This window comes from Photobacterium gaetbulicola, from assembly GCF_003025515.1.
GTDB lineage: Bacteria > Pseudomonadota > Gammaproteobacteria > Enterobacterales > Vibrionaceae > Photobacterium > Photobacterium gaetbulicola.
In genome coordinates this window covers 79,090-95,191 of the sequence record NZ_PYME01000015.1, presented here as the reverse complement: position 1 = coordinate 95,191, position 16,102 = coordinate 79,090, and the positions used below count along the sequence as shown (strand labels likewise).

General features: G+C 50.5%; 13 protein-coding genes. 4 read left to right on the top strand and 9 right to left on the bottom strand.

Annotated elements, in window-relative coordinates; genetic code table 11:
* Positions 1-182: 182 nt before the first annotated feature.
* A complete protein-coding gene (locus C9J03_RS14450) occupies positions 183-1,085 on the top strand; it encodes a sulfite exporter TauE/SafE family protein (protein WP_044622828.1) in 903 nt (300 codons plus the stop codon).
* A 100-nt stretch (positions 1,086-1,185) separates the two neighbouring features.
* Here C9J03_RS14450 and lpxH read toward each other — a convergent pair whose 3' ends face one another.
* Together lpxH and C9J03_RS14440 are read right to left on the bottom strand one after the other, a co-directional pair.
* On the bottom strand, positions 1,186-1,914 hold the full coding sequence (lpxH, locus tag C9J03_RS14445) for a UDP-2,3-diacylglucosamine diphosphatase (protein WP_044622829.1): 729 nt from the start codon (positions 1,912-1,914) through the stop codon (positions 1,186-1,188).
* Positions 1,915-1,954: 40 nt separating this feature from the next.
* On the bottom strand, positions 1,955-2,452 hold the full coding sequence (locus C9J03_RS14440) for a peptidylprolyl isomerase (protein ID WP_044622830.1): 498 nt from the start codon (positions 2,450-2,452) through the stop codon (positions 1,955-1,957).
* 308 nt (positions 2,453-2,760) lie between these two features.
* Here C9J03_RS14440 and cysS point away from each other — a divergent pair, with 308 nt between their 5' ends.
* On the top strand, positions 2,761-4,143 hold the full coding sequence (gene cysS, locus C9J03_RS14435) for a cysteine--tRNA ligase (protein ID WP_044622831.1): 1,383 nt from the start codon (positions 2,761-2,763) through the stop codon (positions 4,141-4,143).
* A gap of 253 nt (positions 4,144-4,396) precedes the next feature.
* The gene (gene glpQ, locus C9J03_RS14430) at positions 4,397-5,470 is read left to right on the top strand and encodes a glycerophosphodiester phosphodiesterase (protein WP_044622832.1); all 1,074 of its coding nucleotides are present in this window, start codon (positions 4,397-4,399) and stop codon (positions 5,468-5,470) included.
* 96 nt (positions 5,471-5,566) lie between these two features.
* Here the strand turns inward: glpQ and C9J03_RS14425 are convergent, their stop codons facing one another.
* Together C9J03_RS14425 and C9J03_RS14420 are read right to left on the bottom strand one after the other, a co-directional pair.
* Positions 5,567-6,385: an ion transporter gene (locus C9J03_RS14425; protein ID WP_044622833.1), complete on the bottom strand. Its 819-nt coding sequence runs from the start codon at positions 6,383-6,385 to the stop codon at positions 5,567-5,569.
* A 190-nt stretch (positions 6,386-6,575) separates the two neighbouring features.
* Entirely contained in the window at positions 6,576-7,214 is a 639-nt protein-coding gene (locus C9J03_RS14420) for a YchE family NAAT transporter (protein WP_044622834.1), read from the bottom strand.
* Between the two features lie 713 nt (positions 7,215-7,927).
* On the opposite strand from C9J03_RS14420, the gene adhE reads away from it, so the two are divergent.
* Positions 7,928-10,627, top strand: a complete 2,700-nt coding sequence (gene adhE, locus C9J03_RS14415) for a bifunctional acetaldehyde-CoA/alcohol dehydrogenase (RefSeq protein ID WP_044622835.1) — start codon at positions 7,928-7,930, stop codon at positions 10,625-10,627.
* A 99-nt stretch (positions 10,628-10,726) separates the two neighbouring features.
* Here adhE and C9J03_RS14410 read toward each other — a convergent pair whose 3' ends face one another.
* The 5 genes from C9J03_RS14410 to C9J03_RS14390 all read right to left on the bottom strand — a co-directional run bounded on the left by C9J03_RS14410 (position 10,727) and on the right by C9J03_RS14390 (position 16,087).
* Complete coding sequence (locus tag C9J03_RS14410) at positions 10,727-11,413, bottom strand: SDR family oxidoreductase (RefSeq protein ID WP_044622836.1); 687 nt, start codon at positions 11,411-11,413, stop codon at positions 10,727-10,729.
* Between the two features lie 275 nt (positions 11,414-11,688).
* Entirely contained in the window at positions 11,689-12,195 is a 507-nt protein-coding gene (locus C9J03_RS14405) for a VC2046/SO_2500 family protein (protein ID WP_044622837.1), read from the bottom strand.
* A 96-nt stretch (positions 12,196-12,291) separates the two neighbouring features.
* Positions 12,292-13,473 (bottom strand): MalY/PatB family protein, encoded by a 1,182-nt coding sequence (locus C9J03_RS14400; protein WP_044622838.1) that lies wholly within the window; start codon positions 13,471-13,473, stop codon positions 12,292-12,294.
* 130 nt (positions 13,474-13,603) lie between these two features.
* Entirely contained in the window at positions 13,604-14,572 is a 969-nt protein-coding gene (locus C9J03_RS14395; protein ID WP_197078628.1) for an alpha-L-glutamate ligase-like protein, read from the bottom strand.
* A gap of 9 nt (positions 14,573-14,581) precedes the next feature.
* Complete coding sequence (locus C9J03_RS14390; protein WP_044622840.1) at positions 14,582-16,087, bottom strand: inactive transglutaminase family protein; 1,506 nt, start codon at positions 16,085-16,087, stop codon at positions 14,582-14,584.
* Positions 16,088-16,102 lie beyond the last annotated feature (15 nt).

The window sequence follows — 16,102 nt, the reverse complement described above, 5'->3', positions numbered from 1 at the left end:
ACACCATTATGAGTGCTGTTACCTCATTTGGCCTATGTATGGCTTTTCGTGCAAATTATGACAAAAACCGGCCTATTAGGACAGTCTTACATTTTTTTGGGAAATTGCCATGATGTTACGCATGGAATTATTCGTGTTCATGATAGATAATCCGCGGCTTTCCAAAAAAATTTGTGTAACTCATGACAGTATTTGCAGTCATACAAGCGGGATTGCTTGTAGGTGGACTGGTTTTTATCGCTATGTTGCTCCTTTCATGGCGAAAAAATCGAGAGCAGGAAGCACAAACTAAAATTTTACCGATTGGCCTGATTGGCGGTTTCGCTAACTTCTGTGACACCTTGGGTGTGGGCAGCTTTGCCATTAAAACGGCCGGTTATAAACAATTCAAGCTGATTGACGATCAGCTGTTGCCGGGTACGCTCAATTGCCAGGCGGTACTGGCGACCGTGGTTCAGTCCCTGATTTTCCTGACTGCTGTGGACGTCGATCCGACGACAATGGTTTCTATGGTGTTGGCAGCCTGCCTAGGGGCAACTTTTGGTGCGCGTTTAGTTTCCAGTTGGGATCGTCAGTTGATCCGCTTGGTAATGAGTGGGGCTCTGCTGGTGGTTGCCAGCCTGATGCTGGCCGGACAGCTCAAGCTGTTCCCGCTCGGTGGCTTAGAGCTTGGTCTGACGGGCTGGAAACTGGCGGTGGCGATTGCCGGTAATTTCCTGTTTGGTGCCTTGATGACTGTCGGTATCGGCCTTTACGCCCCCTGCATGACCATGGTCTACCTGTTGGGCATGCATCCGCTGGCGGCATTTCCTATTATGATGTGTTCTTGTGCCTTCTTGAGCTTCTTCTCGGCGGGTGGTTTCATTCGGATGAACCGCATCAACAGTCGTGCGGCGTTGGTGGTGGCGATTACAGGCCCAATTGGCGTGGTGATTGCGGCGTATCTCGTAAAGTCGCTTGATTTGCACTTGCTGGCATGGCTGGTGATTGGCGTGGTGCTCTATACCGCTATCACCATGTATCGCTCGTGGGCAAAAGAGCGCGTACTTGCTGGCAAAGAGGCGCTGGCAGGTTCGACCGAGTAGGGGCTATCCCACTGGAATTGAAAAAGGTACGCATGGCGTACCTTTTTTATTGGCACGGTGTTTGGCCGGGCCGCCTGTGTTTGGTTGTAGCTACAGGCAGCTAAGGCTGAAAATCGCGCGTTTCAAGCTGGCAGTCCTGCGGGGTACAAATCAATACCGAGCCATGCTTATACCAGTCGCCTAGCACAATGCGGCGTGCATCTTGCCCGTTGACGGACAGGGTATGGACGTCAGGCCGGTGCGTATGGCCGTGGATCATCTGGTTGACCCCAAGCTCTGCCATGACATGGACAACCTCACCGGGGGTGACGTCCATTATGGCCTGGCTTTTGGTCCGGTTGGTCTGGCTGCTGTCGCTTCGCATCTTCTCACCGATACGCTGGCGGTAGCGCAGCGGCAGGCGGAAAAAAAGCCATTGAATAAAGCGGTTATGTACCTTCTTGCGATAGCGCTGATAGCCTTCATCGAGCGTGCACAGAGTGTCACCGTGCAGGAGCAGGGTTGGAGTGCCATAGAGATCAACCACAGTGTGCTCGGGCAGCAGCTCGACCCCGGTTTCTTGGCTGAAGCGTTTGCCTATCAGGAAGTCCCGGTTGCCGTGGATAAAATAGCACGGCACGCCGTTGTCGGTGAGCTGGCGGAAGGCTGATTTTATTTGCTGGTGGAACGGGGAATCATCATCATCGCCAATCCACATTTCAAATAGATCGCCCAATACATAAAGGGCATCGATGCCACGGGCTTCGGTGGACATAAAGCGAAGGAAACAGGCGGTGATGTCAGGCCTGTCGGCACTCAAGTGCAGATCGGAAATAAAAAGTGTGGTCATAGAGGGGAAGAGTGGCACATTGGCCACCCTTTGTGAAGCATTACTCTTCGATAGTCACGTTGTTGATAACAACTTCTTCTACCGGTACGTCCTGGTGCACGTAGCCCCAGTTGCCCGTTGCAACGCCTTTGATCTTGTTCACTACGTCCATGCCTTCAACCACTTCAGCAAATACGCAGTAGCCCCAGCCATCAGGTGTTTCTGATTTGAAGTCCAGGAATTTGTTGTCGTTAACGTTGATGAAGAACTGAGAGCTTGCAGAGTGCGGCTCCATAGTACGCGCCATAGCCAGTGTGCCGACTTTGTTGCTTAGGCCGTTGTTGGCTTCGTTCTTGATTGGTGCACGAGTTTCTTTTTCTTCCATGCCAGAAGCCATACCGCCGCCCTGGATCATGAAGCCATCGATAACGCGGTGGAACAGAGTGCCGTTATAGAAACCGTCACGACAGTACTGTAGAAAGTTTGCACAGGTCTCAGGTGCTTTTTCAGTGTTTAGTTGGATTTTGATGTCACCAAAAGTAGTGTGAAGCGTTACCATGAGCTTGTCCTTTAAATAGGTGTATATTGCTTTAAACGTTGGATTCTATCTTACCCGACATAGGCGTCAATATTAACTGTTGCCAATGGCAAACTCTGTGATAAATAGGCGAAATATTGACCTTTTGCTTAACTATAGAATATGCGTGAAGGCTTGGCACCTTGGACAGGCAAAGTGAAGGCGGCAGTATCCCTGACGATATTGTGGCAGAATCGTCCCGATGGCGTGATTTTCCTTGCTATGGGCGGCCAATAAAGGTGTAATTACCTTCTTGAATTGCAACCCCACCAAATGAGTATCGAAGAGACATGTTGAAGATCTATAACTCACTGACAAGACAAAAAGAGGAATTTAAACCCATTCAGCCAGGTAAAGTTGGCATGTATGTCTGTGGGGTTACCATCTACGATCTCTGTCACATCGGCCACGGTCGTACGTTTGTGTCATTCGATGTGGTGTCTCGCTACCTGCGTTATTCGGGTTACGATCTGACTTTTGTTCGTAACATCACTGACATTGATGACAAGATCATCAAGCGCGCAGCGGAAAATGGCGAAAGCTGTGACTCTCTGACTGAGCGTTTGATCGGCGAAATGCACGCTGACTTTGATGCACTGGGCATGAAGCGCCCGGATATCGAGCCTCGCGCGACCGAATTTATCGCTGAAATTATCGCGATGTGTGAGCGCCTGATCGAGCGTGGTTTTGCCTATGTGGCAGACAATGGCGATGTGATGTTCGAAGTGAGCAAGTTCGACGAGTACGGCAAGCTGTCTAAGCAAGACCTTGATCAGCTACAAGCCGGTGCCCGTGTTGATATCGAAACAGCCAAGCGTAGCCCGCTTGATTTCGTGCTATGGAAGATGTCCAAGCCGGGTGAGCCAACTTGGGAATCACCATGGGGCGCAGGCCGCCCGGGCTGGCACATTGAATGTTCGGCAATGAACTCGGCTATCCTGGGTGATCACTTCGATATCCATGGCGGTGGTTCTGATCTGCAGTTCCCGCACCATGAAAATGAAATTGCCCAGTCATGCTGTGCAACGGGCTCCCAGTACGTGAATACTTGGATGCACAGCGGCATGGTAATGGTTGACCGCGAGAAGATGTCCAAATCGCTGGGTAACTTCTTTACTATCCGTGATGTACTGGGTTACTTCGATGCCGAAACCGTGCGTTACTTCCTGATGTCTGGCCATTACCGTAGCCAGCTGAATTACAGCGAAGATAACCTCAAGCAGGCTCGTTCAGCGCTTGAGCGCCTGTACACATCACTCCGTGGTCTTGATACTTCGGTTGCTGCTGCCGGTGGTGATGAGTTTGTTGCCCGCTTCAAAGAAGCGATGGACGACGACTTCAACACGCCTGAAGCTTACTCTGTGCTGTTTGATATGGCGCGCGAAATCAACCGCCTGAAAGCGGAAGATATCAATGCGGCTTCTGCACTGGGTGCACGCATGCGTGAGTTGGCAGATGTACTTGGCCTATTGGCTCAAGAGCCGGAAGCCTTCCTACAAGGTGGTGCCGGTGAAGACGAAGACGTCGCTGAAATCGAAGCACTTATCCAGCAGCGTCTGGATGCCCGTGCAGCGAAAGACTGGGCGGCAGCGGATGAAGCCCGCGACAAGCTGACCGCGATGGGTATTATCCTGGAAGACGGCCCTCAAGGTACGACTTGGCGCCGTAAGTAAAGGATAACCTTCTTTGAATTCAATGAGCCGGAGTGAAAACTCCGGCTTTTTTTATGCCTAATAATCAAAAGTTACACCAAGATCACCATTCGAAAATTTTACGTTCAATTTCGAGCGTTATCGATCACACATAACGAAAGTCATGCTACTGAAATACTGGTGAGTCATTATTATGCTTGTACTATGATGTGTTCATATCTTTATGTTTTATATTAAAAACAGATAATCATAACGCGTTGACTAGGACATAATAATGAAAACAGCTTGCCTTGCTGCCGTGATAGGCAGTGCCCTAATTGCTTCCCCGTGCTTCGCTCAAACCAACGCCGATAAGGTGGTGGTGGCCCACCGCGGAGCCTCCGGTTACCTGCCCGAGCATACTCTTGCCTCTAAAGCGCTGGCCTATGCCATGAAGCCGGATTACATCGAGCAGGATGTGGTGATGACCAAAGATAACCGGCTGGTGGTATTGCATGACCACTACCTTGACCGTGTCACCAATGTGGCTGCGGTATTCCCAGACCGTGCCCGTGATGATGGCCGCTATTATGCGATTGACTTTACCCTGGCCGAAATCAAGCAGCTCAGTGTGACTGAAGGCTTCAAGCTCGAAGAGGGCAAACAGGTGCAGGGGTTCCCGGGGCGTTTTCCAATGTGGCAGTCTGACTTCAAGGTGCCGACTTTCGAAGAAGAGATCGAGATGATCCAAGGGCTGAACAAGACCCTCGGCTACGATATTGGTATTTATCCTGAAATCAAAGCACCTTGGTTCCACCGCCATGAAGGCAAGGATATCAGTGCGGCCGTGCTTAAGGCGCTCAAGCAATACGGCTATACCAGTAAAGACAGCAAGGTATACCTGCAAACATTCGACTACAACGAGCTCAAGCGTATTCACGATGAGTTGATGCCAGCGATGGGAATGGAGGTCAAACTGGTTCAGTTGATGGCTTATACCGACTGGAATGAAACCATGGTGTATGGTGAGGACGGCAGTGCGAAACCTTACAGCTATGATTGGATGTTCCAACCAGGAGGCATGGCCGCGGTGGCAAAATACGCCGATGGCATCGGTCCTTGGAAGCCGATGGTGGTGTCTGATGAATCAGTAAAAGGTAACATCAGGCTGACGGGGCTGGTCAAGGCTGCCCATGACGCCGGGATGCAGGTTCACCCGTACACCTTCCGTTCCGACGAAGGACGCATTCCAGCCTATGCCAATGACTTCAATGACATGCTGGACATCTTTTACCGAACAGCCAATGTTGACGGCGTATTTACTGATTTTCCAGATAAGGCGGCGGACTATTTAAATCGCCAACAGTAAAGCGCGATAAATCCACAAAATTAAAAAACGGCACCCTGTTGTAAGGGTGCCGTTTTTGTTGTTAGAGCCCGAATATGGACGGCGTCAGCAGGCAAATCAAAGGTGTTCGGGAAGCTCGGTCCCGCATTTTTTGCAGAAATTAGCATCACTCTCATGGCCGCTGGCCGAGCAGTTAGTGCAGCGGATCAAATGTCGCTGGGTCTGCATCTCCTGACTGAGCTCGGCGGTAATGATCCCGGTCGGTACTGCCAAGATCGAGTAGCCCAGTAGCATGGTAAAAGAAGCAATGGCTTTGCCGATATTTGTCTGCGGCACAATATCGCCATAACCCACTGTCGTAATCGTGACGATGGCCCAGTAGATGCTGGTGGGAATACTGGTAAAGCCGTTGTCGGGCCCTTCGACGATGTAGAGTAATGAACCCAGGACAGTAACCAAGATGGCCACAGTGCTGAAGAACACCAAGATCTTGCGCTGTGCCATCAGGAGGGCTCGCAACAGGATATTGGAGTCTTTGAGGAAGCGGGCAAGCTTGAGGATCCTGAAAATTCGCATGACACGGATCAGGCGTATGATAAGCAGGTAGTTCGAGCCCGGAAATAGAAACGCGAGATAGCTGGGCAGAACGGCAATGAGGTCGATGACACCATAAAAGCTGCGGGCATACGCCCATGGTTTGGGGGAGCAATACAGGCGCAATGCATATTCGATGGTAAACAGCAGGGTGAATGTCCATTCAAGCGTGGTGAGCGTTTCACTGTATTTGAAATCGACAGAGCGGATGGTAGACAGGATCAAAACGACTTCAGAGCAAAGGATCGCGACAATTAGCGCGATATCGAAATTCCGGCCAGCTTTGGTTTGGGTGCCGAAGATGATTTGGTAAAGGCGCTGTTTGCGGGTCAGGGTAACCAAAGCAATGAGTCCTTAGTTATTTATATAAGTATATAAATAATAAACCAAATAGTTGGGTCGTAGTAAGCAAAATAGTCCTTTGGCATGAAGGTGAAGGGCTTGGTGCGAGCTTGTTGGGGAGAATGCGGACGCGAACGGACTGGCGGCGTTCTATGGCCGGAGAGCTATCCGGCCACAGAGTGGGCTGGGGTTAGGCTAGTCCCGGGAATAGGGCGCGTAGTCCGTTGGCAATGAACTCGATGCCGAGTGCTGCTAGGATCAGGCCCATAATACGGGTGATGACGTTGATGCCGGTCTGGCCTAGAAAACGGACGATGATCGGGGCGGCTCGGAACAAGAGCCAGCAGCAAAACGCAAACGCCACGATAGTCATGGCAATGCCAACCGTGCTGCTCATCCCCGGGTAGCGGGAGCCGTACACGATAGTGGAACTGATGGCACCCGGGCCTGCCATTAACGGCATTGCCAGCGGAACAACACCAATCTGCTCGCGGCTGATGGACTCGGATTTTTCCTGCTTGTTCTGTTTATCCTCACCCAACTTACCGCTCATCATTGAGAAAGCGATGGTCAATAGGAGCAGGCCACCGGCAACACGGAACGAATCGAGGGAAATACTGAACATATCCAGCAATAACTGACCAGCAAGGAGCGACACGGTCAGGATCACGGCAACGGCGATATTGGCGGTCAGGGCCGTTTTGTTTCGCTCCTCCGGGCTCATATGGCCAGTCAGCGAGACAAAGATCGGCATGATTCCGATGGGGTTGACGGCAGCGATCAGACCGACAAAAAACTGCAGAAAAATAGCTAATTCAAGTGGTTGCATATGGGGTTTAGTACTAATTATGGGAGTTTAGAGCCCAACAGGAAGCCAATGTTGCCAAAGATTAGAAAAGTCGCACGGTGAGCAAGCGCGGCCGAGTCAACAATAGGGGGCCAGCCGATGATCTAACCTTTGATAAAAACAGTACAAACCTGTTGATCGGCGATACTTTAAGCCAATCGTTTGCATTTAACCAATTAAAAATAGTTATACCTACCGCAATATAAAGTTATTTATGAAATTGTTGTTGCGGTGGTGTAAAAGCGGTTGGTTTAGGTTACTCTTTGATGAGTAGATCGCGTGCTACATTAATGAAACAAAACTGATTCAAGTACGACAAAAAAATGTGATTTAGCTCTCGTTATGGTATCGATATGACAAATTGTGTAGCTTTATTACGTAATAATATGGCTAGATAACCGCGGGATTTGGCTCTGCTTTGTTGTTCATCAAGCGCAATGGTCACAAAACAACCGTTTAGGTTATTGCTTTTGGGTGATATGCGTCAAAAAATAACAAAGTGTAACTCTAAATGGTTACAAGTGATCTAAATCAATTTTTTTCGAGGTGTGAAAGAATATAATCAGTTTTGAAAGCAATTTACTAAGTATGTGTGTTACCAGGTTGTTTTTTGGAGCCGGATGCTCGCCAGGTAACCCTTAGGATGTGTACGCATCCTTACTAAAAAGTTTTCAATCTTAAGTTAGGAGTTAACTATGCCTGTTACTAATATGGCTGAACTAGATGCAATGGTTGCACGCGTTAAAGCGGCTCAGAAAGAGTTTGCGACTTACTCTCAGGAGCAAGTTGACAAAATCTTCCGTGCTGCATCACTAGCTGCCAACCAAGCACGTATTCCTCTAGCGCAACAAGCGGTAGAAGAGTCAGGTATGGGTATCGTCGAAGACAAGGTTATCAAGAACCACTTCGCTTCAGAATTTATCTACAACAAATATAAAGATGAGCAGACCTGTGGCATCCTGGAAGAGGATGACAACCTAGGTACTATGACTATCGCAGAGCCTGTTGGCATCATCTGTGGTATCGTACCAACCACAAACCCAACCTCTACTGCTATCTTCAAATCTCTAATCTCTCTTAAAACCCGTAACGGTATCATCTTCTCGCCACACCCACGTGCGAAGAACTCTACTAACGATGCAGCTAAATTGGTTCTAGAAGCGGCTATCGCTGCTGGTGCGCCAAAAGACATCATTGGTTGGATCGACCAGCCTTCTGTAGAGCTATCTAACGCACTGATGAAGCATGATGACATTGCACTTATCCTTGCAACTGGTGGTCCAGGCATGGTTAAAGCAGCTTACTCTTCTGGTAAGCCTGCAATCGGTGTTGGTGCGGGTAACGTTCCAGTTGTTATCGATGAAACTGCAGACGTTAAGCGTGCTGTTGCTTCTATCCTGATGTCTAAGACTTTCGATAACGGTGTAGTATGTGCTTCTGAGCAGGCTGCAATCGTTGTTGACGAAGTTTACGACGAAGTGAAAGAGCGTTTCGCTTCTCACAAAGCATACGTTCTATCTAAGGCAGAAGCTGAGAAAGTACGTAAAGTACTGCTTATCGACGGTAACCTAAACGCGAAAATCGTAGGCCAGCCAGCGCCAGCAATCGCTGAAATGGCAGGCGTTAAAGTACCAGCTGACACTAAAGTTCTTGTTGGTGAAGGTCTGGGCAAAGTGTCTTACGACGATGCATTCGCTCACGAAAAACTGTCTCCAACTCTAGGTCTATTCCGCGCTGACAACTTCGAAGATGCAGTTGCTCAGGCGGTAACTATGGTTGAAATCGGTGGTATCGGCCACACATCTGGTCTTTACACTAACCAAGACGTGAATGCAGACCGCATCCGCTACTTCGGTGACAAGCTGAAGACTGCACGTATTCTTGTAAACATCCCTACAACTCACGGTGGTATCGGTGACCTGTACAACTTCAACGTTGCACCGTCTCTAACACTGGGTTGTGGTTCATGGGGTGGTAACTCTATCTCTGAGAACGTAGGTCCTAAGCACCTTATCAACAAGAAAACTGTAGCTAAGCGAGCTGAAAACATGTTGTGGCACAAACTACCTAAGTCAATCTACTTCCGTCGTGGTAGCCTGCCAATCGCACTTGGCGACCTAGAAGGCAAGAAACGTGCATTCCTAGTAACTGACCGTTTCCTATTCAACAACGGTTACGCTGATGAGGTAGTAAAACTACTGAAAGCTCAGGGTATTGAAGTTCAAGTATTCTTCGATGTAGAGGCCGATCCTACTCTATCTGTTGTAGAGAAAGGTGCAGCTGCAATGCAAAGCTTCCAGCCAGACGTGATCTTAGCTCTAGGTGGTGGTTCACCAATGGATGCTGCGAAAATCATGTGGGTTATGTACGAGCACCCAGAAACACACTTCGAAGAACTAGCAATGCGCTTCATGGACATCCGTAAGCGTATCTACAAGTTCCCTAAAATGGGTAAGAAAGCTGAGTTGGTATGTATCACAACTACTTCTGGTACAGGTTCTGAAGTTACGCCATTTGCGGTTGTTACTGATGACAAAACCGGTGCTAAATACCCTCTAGCGGACTACGAGCTAACACCACAAATGGCTATCGTTGATGCCAACCTTGTGATGAACATGCCTAAGTCGCTAACCGCGTTCGGTGGTTACGATGCGGTAACTCACGCCCTAGAAGCTTACGTATCTGTTCTTGCGAACGAATACTCTGACGGCCAGGCTCTACAAGCACTTAAGATGCTGAAAGAGTACCTACCTTCAAGCTACGCGAACGGTGCTAACGACCCAATCGCTCGTGAGAAAGTACACAACGCAGCAACTATCGCTGGTATCGCGTTTGCCAACGCCTTCCTAGGTGTTTGTCACTCAATGGCGCACAAGGTTGGTGCTGAGTTCCACGTACCTCACGGCCTAGCGAATGCACTGCTGATCTCTAACGTTGTTCGTTACAACGCAAACGACAACCCAACTAAGCAGACTGCATTCTCTCAGTACGACCGTCCACAGGCACGCCGTCGTTATGCAGAAGTTGCTGACCACCTAGGCCTATCTCAGGAAGGTGATCGCACTGCACAGAAGATTGAGCGTCTTCTAGCATGGTTGGATGAGCTGAAAGTTAACCTAGAAATCCCAATGTCTATCCAGGCTGCGGGTGTAGCTGAGTCTGACTTCCTTGCGAAGCTTGATGAGCTAGCGGTTGAAGCGTTCGATGACCAGTGTACTGGTGCGAACCCACGCTACCCGCTAATTGCTGAGCTAAAAGAAGTTCTACTAGCTTCTTACTACGGTAAGGCGTTTGTTGAAGGTGAAACTTTCGAAGGCACAACGGTCATCAAGAAAAAAGAAGACCAGGAAGCAGTGAAAGCACCAAAAGCTAAAAAAGAGAAAGCAGAAGCTTAATCATTGTTTAGCTAGCGCACTTTAGACTACCTATGTAGCCCGCCATTTTGGCGGGCTTTTTTCGTTTAAGGACTGTCAATTTACCGGGGCAAGGAGGCTTTAGCTCACTTCGGCTTCAATCATCCTGCCGTTGAAGTAGTCGTTGGCGACGATATATTCTGCACTGCGGGCTATCTCGTATTGAAGTGGCGAGCTGAGCTTATGATGGTGGTTATTGCAAGGGCAGTCGATGGTCAGCGGCACCACACCGCCAACGCGAATGTTGAATTCTGCCAGTTCTTTGGCCCAGCTTTGGGTCAAGCCCGAAACAATGGCTTTCGAACCTGAGTGGATATAATTATGCTGGCAATCTTCATTGGCCGCCAGGTTGATGATTACCCCGGGGCAGTTGTGATCGCGCATGTAATGGGCGGTTTGCTTGCCGAAGGTGAAGAATGGGGTGGCTTTTTCGCTCATCGAACGGCTGAATTGATCGACTGAAGATGGGCTAAGCAGAGACGGCAACTCTGAGCCTACCCAGCAGTTAACCAAGACTTCGATCCTGCCAAAATGTTGGTGGACGTTATTGATCAGCGTGGCAATTGTCCGCTCGCTCAGGTCCGGGATCAGATAGGACTGGCACGAGGCTCCAACAGCCTGGCAAGCTTGTAGGGTCTGGCCAAGGGCGTGTTGGCGCTCATCGACCAATGCCAGTTTTGCCCCCAGTGAAGCAAAATGGAGCGATAGCGCTTTACCCAAGGGGCTGCCTGCCGCGGTGATGAGTATGACTGAATGTGCAATATTCATAGTTCTTCCTATATGACACTGTCAAAAGCCAACTTGCGAGTCATGGATTCAGGTTACGGAGCAATGGTGCGCTTGTCTGTGAATAATCCCCCAAACTTACGACCCAGCCATAAAATGTTAGTGAAGTGTGATCATAGTGCAGCGAAAAAGTGATGATGCTATGAGGGCGGTCACGAATTTAATGCTGTAATGATAATACGGTCAATGCAACAACCGTGTCATGGGGGGAGCAAGCAACGCTGGCTCTCGCTTTCGTCGCCGGAAATTGTGCTGGTTTAAACACCGTACATTTCGGCAAACCGCTTGGCTTGTACCAGTGAAAGATACAGATCCTGCGGTGAGGCTTTTATCGTGGCGTCTTCGGTAGGCGGCAGCAGGCGGCGTTCATGGCCTGAAAGGTTATGGTACACCTCTTCCGGCATGCCTTTGGTTCCTTGCGGCGGGTAGGAGAGTGGGGTGGGTTTGAGGCCATCAAGCAGACGAGCGTCGGCCAAGCCGCTTTGGTGGAACGCCTTGGCTTGCTGAGCTGCATTCTGGTAGCTACTTTCTGTGGTCGACAGCGGCTGCGGGTCTGGCAGTTCAAAGTAAGCCCGCAGCTCGCTTTCTGTCTTGCCCGCGGCAGGCAGTGCGTCAACCGGGGTTATCTCAAGCTGCTCGGGGGAGAGCAGGGCCAGCATCAGGGCAAAATCAGCACGACGCCCGCCTTCAACCGCATGGCTGAGCTGGCTGCCAAGCTGAACTTCGTTGATCAGCTGCGCTTTGTCGAGTGAATGAATTTGCATCAATTGCTGTACCGATAACCGAACCAGTGTTGTGAAGTTTGTATCGGTACAGCCTATGATTTCTTTAATAAAAAAAGTGAAACGGCAAGTAAGTGGTTACTCTTTCGCCATTTGTTCATTCTCCAATGCCATTACGGCTTTTTCCATTCTGCCGAGTGCCTCGAGCAGTGTTTGATGGCGGCAAGCAAAGTTGAGCCTAACAAAGTCGGGATTGCCGAAATCTGCCCCGGGTGATAGCCCCACGCCAGCCTGCTCGAAGAACTTAAAGGGAGAAGCCACTGGCAGCTTCGTCGCATCAATCCATGCCAGATAAGTCCCCTCGATAGGGGGGAGGCTCAGGAAGGGCATGGCATTGATAGCGTGCTCAACGGTTTCTTTATTTCGTCGCAGGTAGGCTAGCTGCCTGTCGAGCCAAGGTTGCCCTTGCTCATAGGCTGCCTGGGCTGCGGTGTAGGCCAGCACATTGACGTCAGGCACAATGCCGGCTTTTGTGCGGATAAAATCTCTGCGCAAGGCCGAGTTGGGAATAATGGCCATCGAGGCACCGAGGCCGGCGATGTTGAAAGTTTTGCTGGGAGCAAGCAGGGTGATAGAGCGCTGTGAAGCCTCTTCGCTGAGGCTGGCAAAGGGAATATGCTGGCAGCCAGGCTCGAGTATCAAATCACAGTGAATTTCATCAGAGCAGACGATTAAGTCCTGCTGGTTGGCAAAGTCAGCAACAGCCTGTAGCTCGTCTCTGCGGTACACTGTGCCACCGGGGTTGAGTGGGTTGCAAAACAGCAATAATCGCGTATCAGGTAGTAAGGCACTGTCATCAAGGGACATTAACCAGCGTTTATCCTCGATCTCTACCGGTAGTTTGCTCAGTGGACGCTTAGCCAGTTTGGCTGATGACTTGAATGGCGGATATATCGGGCTTGGACAAGCCACCCCTTGCTTATCATTGCAAACAGAGCGGACCGCCAGGTTGATGCCGCATACCAATCCCGGCAGATAGACTATCCACTCAGGCTCAACATGCCATCGGTACAGCCGCTGCATCCGCTCGATAATTAGTTCTGTCAGCGCCGTGGGTGCACTGCCATAGCCGAAGATACCATGGTCAACATGGTTATGCAGGGCGTCGGTGATCGCTTGGGGAACCTTGAAGTCACTATCAGCAACCCACATTGGCAGTACATCCTGGCCCTGGTACTTTTGCCATTTGATACTGTTGCTGCCGGTGCGGTCGATATACTGATCGAAAAGGGGATCATGTTGCTGGGAAATGGGGTGCATTGATAAGTCCTTTGCGCTGCAGGGAAGATACTATCCGGGGAAAATGAAGTCTATTATTGCCATATGACGCCAGAATAAAAAAGCCCCAGCACAAGTCTGGGGCTTAATGTGAGAGTTATCACTTGCTTTGCTAGAACTTTGATTTGACACCAAACTGTTCAGCAGCATAGGCAACACGTTCTTCTGGTGTTGGTGGCTTGGCCGGAACTCCCAAGTTTTCGATGTGCCGTAGCCGAGGTAGCAGGCCGGCACCGTTAGCGGTCTGGATCGCCAAACCCGGGCGTGCATTGAGCTCCAGTACCATCGGCCCCTGGATCTTATCAAGGACCATATCGGTGCCCATATAGCCCAATCCGGTCATCTCCCACGCACTTGAAGCCAATGTCAGCAGCTTGTGCCAGTTGGGAACGGCCAATTCACTCAGTTTACGGTCGGTGTCAGGATGGCGTTCAACCGGTTGGTCGAACTGCACGGCGCGGATAGCCTTACCGGTGGCAATATCGATGCCGACCCCTACCGCACCCTGGTGCAAGTTAGCCTTGCCGTCAGAGGCCGAGGTCGAGCAGCGCATCATTGCCATTACAGGATAGCCCTTGAAGACGATAACCCTGACATCGGGCACGCCTTCGTAACTGAAGCCGTCGAACACATTATCGAACTGGATCAGGTTCTCGATCATTGCCACATCGTTCTTGCCACCGAGCGAGAACAGCCCCGCCAGGGTGTTAGTGATGTGTCGCTCGACATCCTGCTTGTTCATCTCGGCACCGGACGGTTTTACATAAACCCCATCCTTGTGCTTGACCACCACCAGAATACCTTTACCGCCAGAGCCCTGGGCTGGCTTGATCACAAAACCCGGCCAGTCTTTGACCATGTCGTGAACGCGCTTGACGAACACCTGGCTGTCGATGACGCCAATCAGTTCCGGAACCGTGGCCCCAGCCTGTTTGGCAATCAGCTTGGTTTTGAGCTTGTCGTCCACCAGTGGATACAGGCTACGGTCGTTGTAGCGGCCAATGTAGCTGTGGTTGCGCTGGTTCATCCCCATGATCCCGCGCTCACGCAGTTTGAAGGGGGACGTAAACTGTGAGAACAGTGACATAGTTTAGTCCTCCGCGAGCGGCTTGAAGCGGCGCAGCTCACTCAAACGGTAGCCTGTGTAGTTACCCAACATCAGGATCAACGCCAGGATGATCAGCTGAATACCGATAAAGTTGAACGTCAGGTGGCGGATCAACGGGTTAGTCATTGCTAGGTAAACGAAGACTGCGGTCAGTAGTGAGCCCCCGCCCTGGATCAACACTTCTTTCGCGCCTTCCTCTTCCCACAGGATTGACATACGCTCGATGGTCCACGATAGGATGATCATCGGGAAGAAGGTAATGGTCAGGCCTTCGACCAAACCAATCTTGAAGGCCACGACGGTAAAGATGGAGATAATCATAATTACCGTGATGATCACCGCGGAAATCCTCGCCACCAGAAGCAGGTTGAGCTTGGACAGGTAGCTACGGATCACCAAACCGGTACCGACAATCAACAGGAAGCCAAGGATACCGGTGACAAGCTGGGTCTGGACAAAGGCTACCGCGATGAGGACCGGCATGAAGGTACCCGAAGTCTTAAGGCCGATGATGATACGCAGGAAGACCACAATCAATGCGCCGATAGGGACCAGCATAATGGTCTTAAACATGGCTTGCTCTTCAACCGGCAAGCTGTGGATTGAGAAGTTCAGCAGATCTTCGGCCTGGACTTTCTCACGTGTTGCCTGCTGCGGAGTGATGTCCTGGGCAATGATCGAGAAGCTGATGTTGGAGTTGCGGCCACCAATAACGTCCAGTAACGAGTGCCCCTGCTGGTTCCAAAGCAGGATGTTGTCCGGTTTGCCTTCTTGGCCGGTTTGCAGGTCAAACAGCTGCCAAGTCTTGCCGTCCCATACTTCGGCCATCGGGGTGATGCTCTGGCGGCGTCGGCCATCTTCTAGCTGCAGGCCGCCGACAATGCGGGCATGGACTTTTTCCAGAGAAAGCAGGTTAATGATTGCCTGCTCGCGGCTTAGGCTGTTGAGCAACAAGGCCGCATTCTGGTTGTTGCGGTCATTGAATTGTTTAATCAGCTCACGAGTCAGGGTAACGTTATCGGAGGATAAGCTGCGAGCTTGGTCGAGCAGGGCCGTAGCAGCTGTCTGCTGCGGGTTATCAAGGCTGACAGCGACCGTGTTGCCCTTGGGTGGCAGCATGCTGTAGCTGGCTTGATCGTCGACCAGCATTTGGGTTTTGTAATAAAGGATTTGTTTACCGGTCGCTTCGCGGATAGACCATTCGGCCCGGCGGCCTTTGTTGGTATCAATCAGAGCGACACCATAGCCCGGCGATGAGGTGCTTTCATCAATTTGGGTAAACCCCTGCTGGGTTTCCGGCGCGGCCATGGAGACTTTGACCGGATCACCAATGGCATCAAATTCAATGCGAGCCTCGAGTTCCCATAGCGCGCGTTCTTCACCCGGAGTCCATGGCACCCCATAGACATCGTGGCGGTACATGCTCAATGCCGCCCCTGCGATGACTAGCAGGGTAATAAGAAAATAAAACGGGATTCTTGATGTCATGACATCCTCAAAATT

What these genes read in the sequence shown, in the direction of transcription:
- C9J03_RS14440 (WP_044622830.1), bottom strand. Translation starts at nt 2,452, where the DNA reads ATGGTAACGCTTCACACTACTTTTGGTGACATCAAAATCCAACTAAAC.
- C9J03_RS14390 (WP_044622840.1), bottom strand. Translation starts at nt 16,087, where the DNA reads ATGACATCAAGAATCCCGTTTTATTTTCTTATTACCCTGCTAGTCATC.
- C9J03_RS14410 (WP_044622836.1), bottom strand. Translation starts at nt 11,413, where the DNA reads ATGAATATTGCACATTCAGTCATACTCATCACCGCGGCAGGCAGCCCC.
- C9J03_RS14400 (WP_044622838.1), bottom strand. Translation starts at nt 13,473, where the DNA reads ATGCACCCCATTTCCCAGCAACATGATCCCCTTTTCGATCAGTATATC.
- C9J03_RS14420 (WP_044622834.1), bottom strand. Translation starts at nt 7,214, where the DNA reads ATGCAACCACTTGAATTAGCTATTTTTCTGCAGTTTTTTGTCGGTCTG.
- cysS (WP_044622831.1), top strand. Translation starts at nt 2,761, where the DNA reads ATGTTGAAGATCTATAACTCACTGACAAGACAAAAAGAGGAATTTAAA.
- adhE (WP_044622835.1), top strand. Translation starts at nt 7,928, where the DNA reads ATGCCTGTTACTAATATGGCTGAACTAGATGCAATGGTTGCACGCGTT.
- C9J03_RS14450 (WP_044622828.1), top strand. Translation starts at nt 183, where the DNA reads ATGACAGTATTTGCAGTCATACAAGCGGGATTGCTTGTAGGTGGACTG.
- C9J03_RS14405 (WP_044622837.1), bottom strand. Translation starts at nt 12,195, where the DNA reads ATGCAAATTCATTCACTCGACAAAGCGCAGCTGATCAACGAAGTTCAG.
- lpxH (WP_044622829.1), bottom strand. Translation starts at nt 1,914, where the DNA reads ATGACCACACTTTTTATTTCCGATCTGCACTTGAGTGCCGACAGGCCT.
- glpQ (WP_044622832.1), top strand. Translation starts at nt 4,397, where the DNA reads ATGAAAACAGCTTGCCTTGCTGCCGTGATAGGCAGTGCCCTAATTGCT.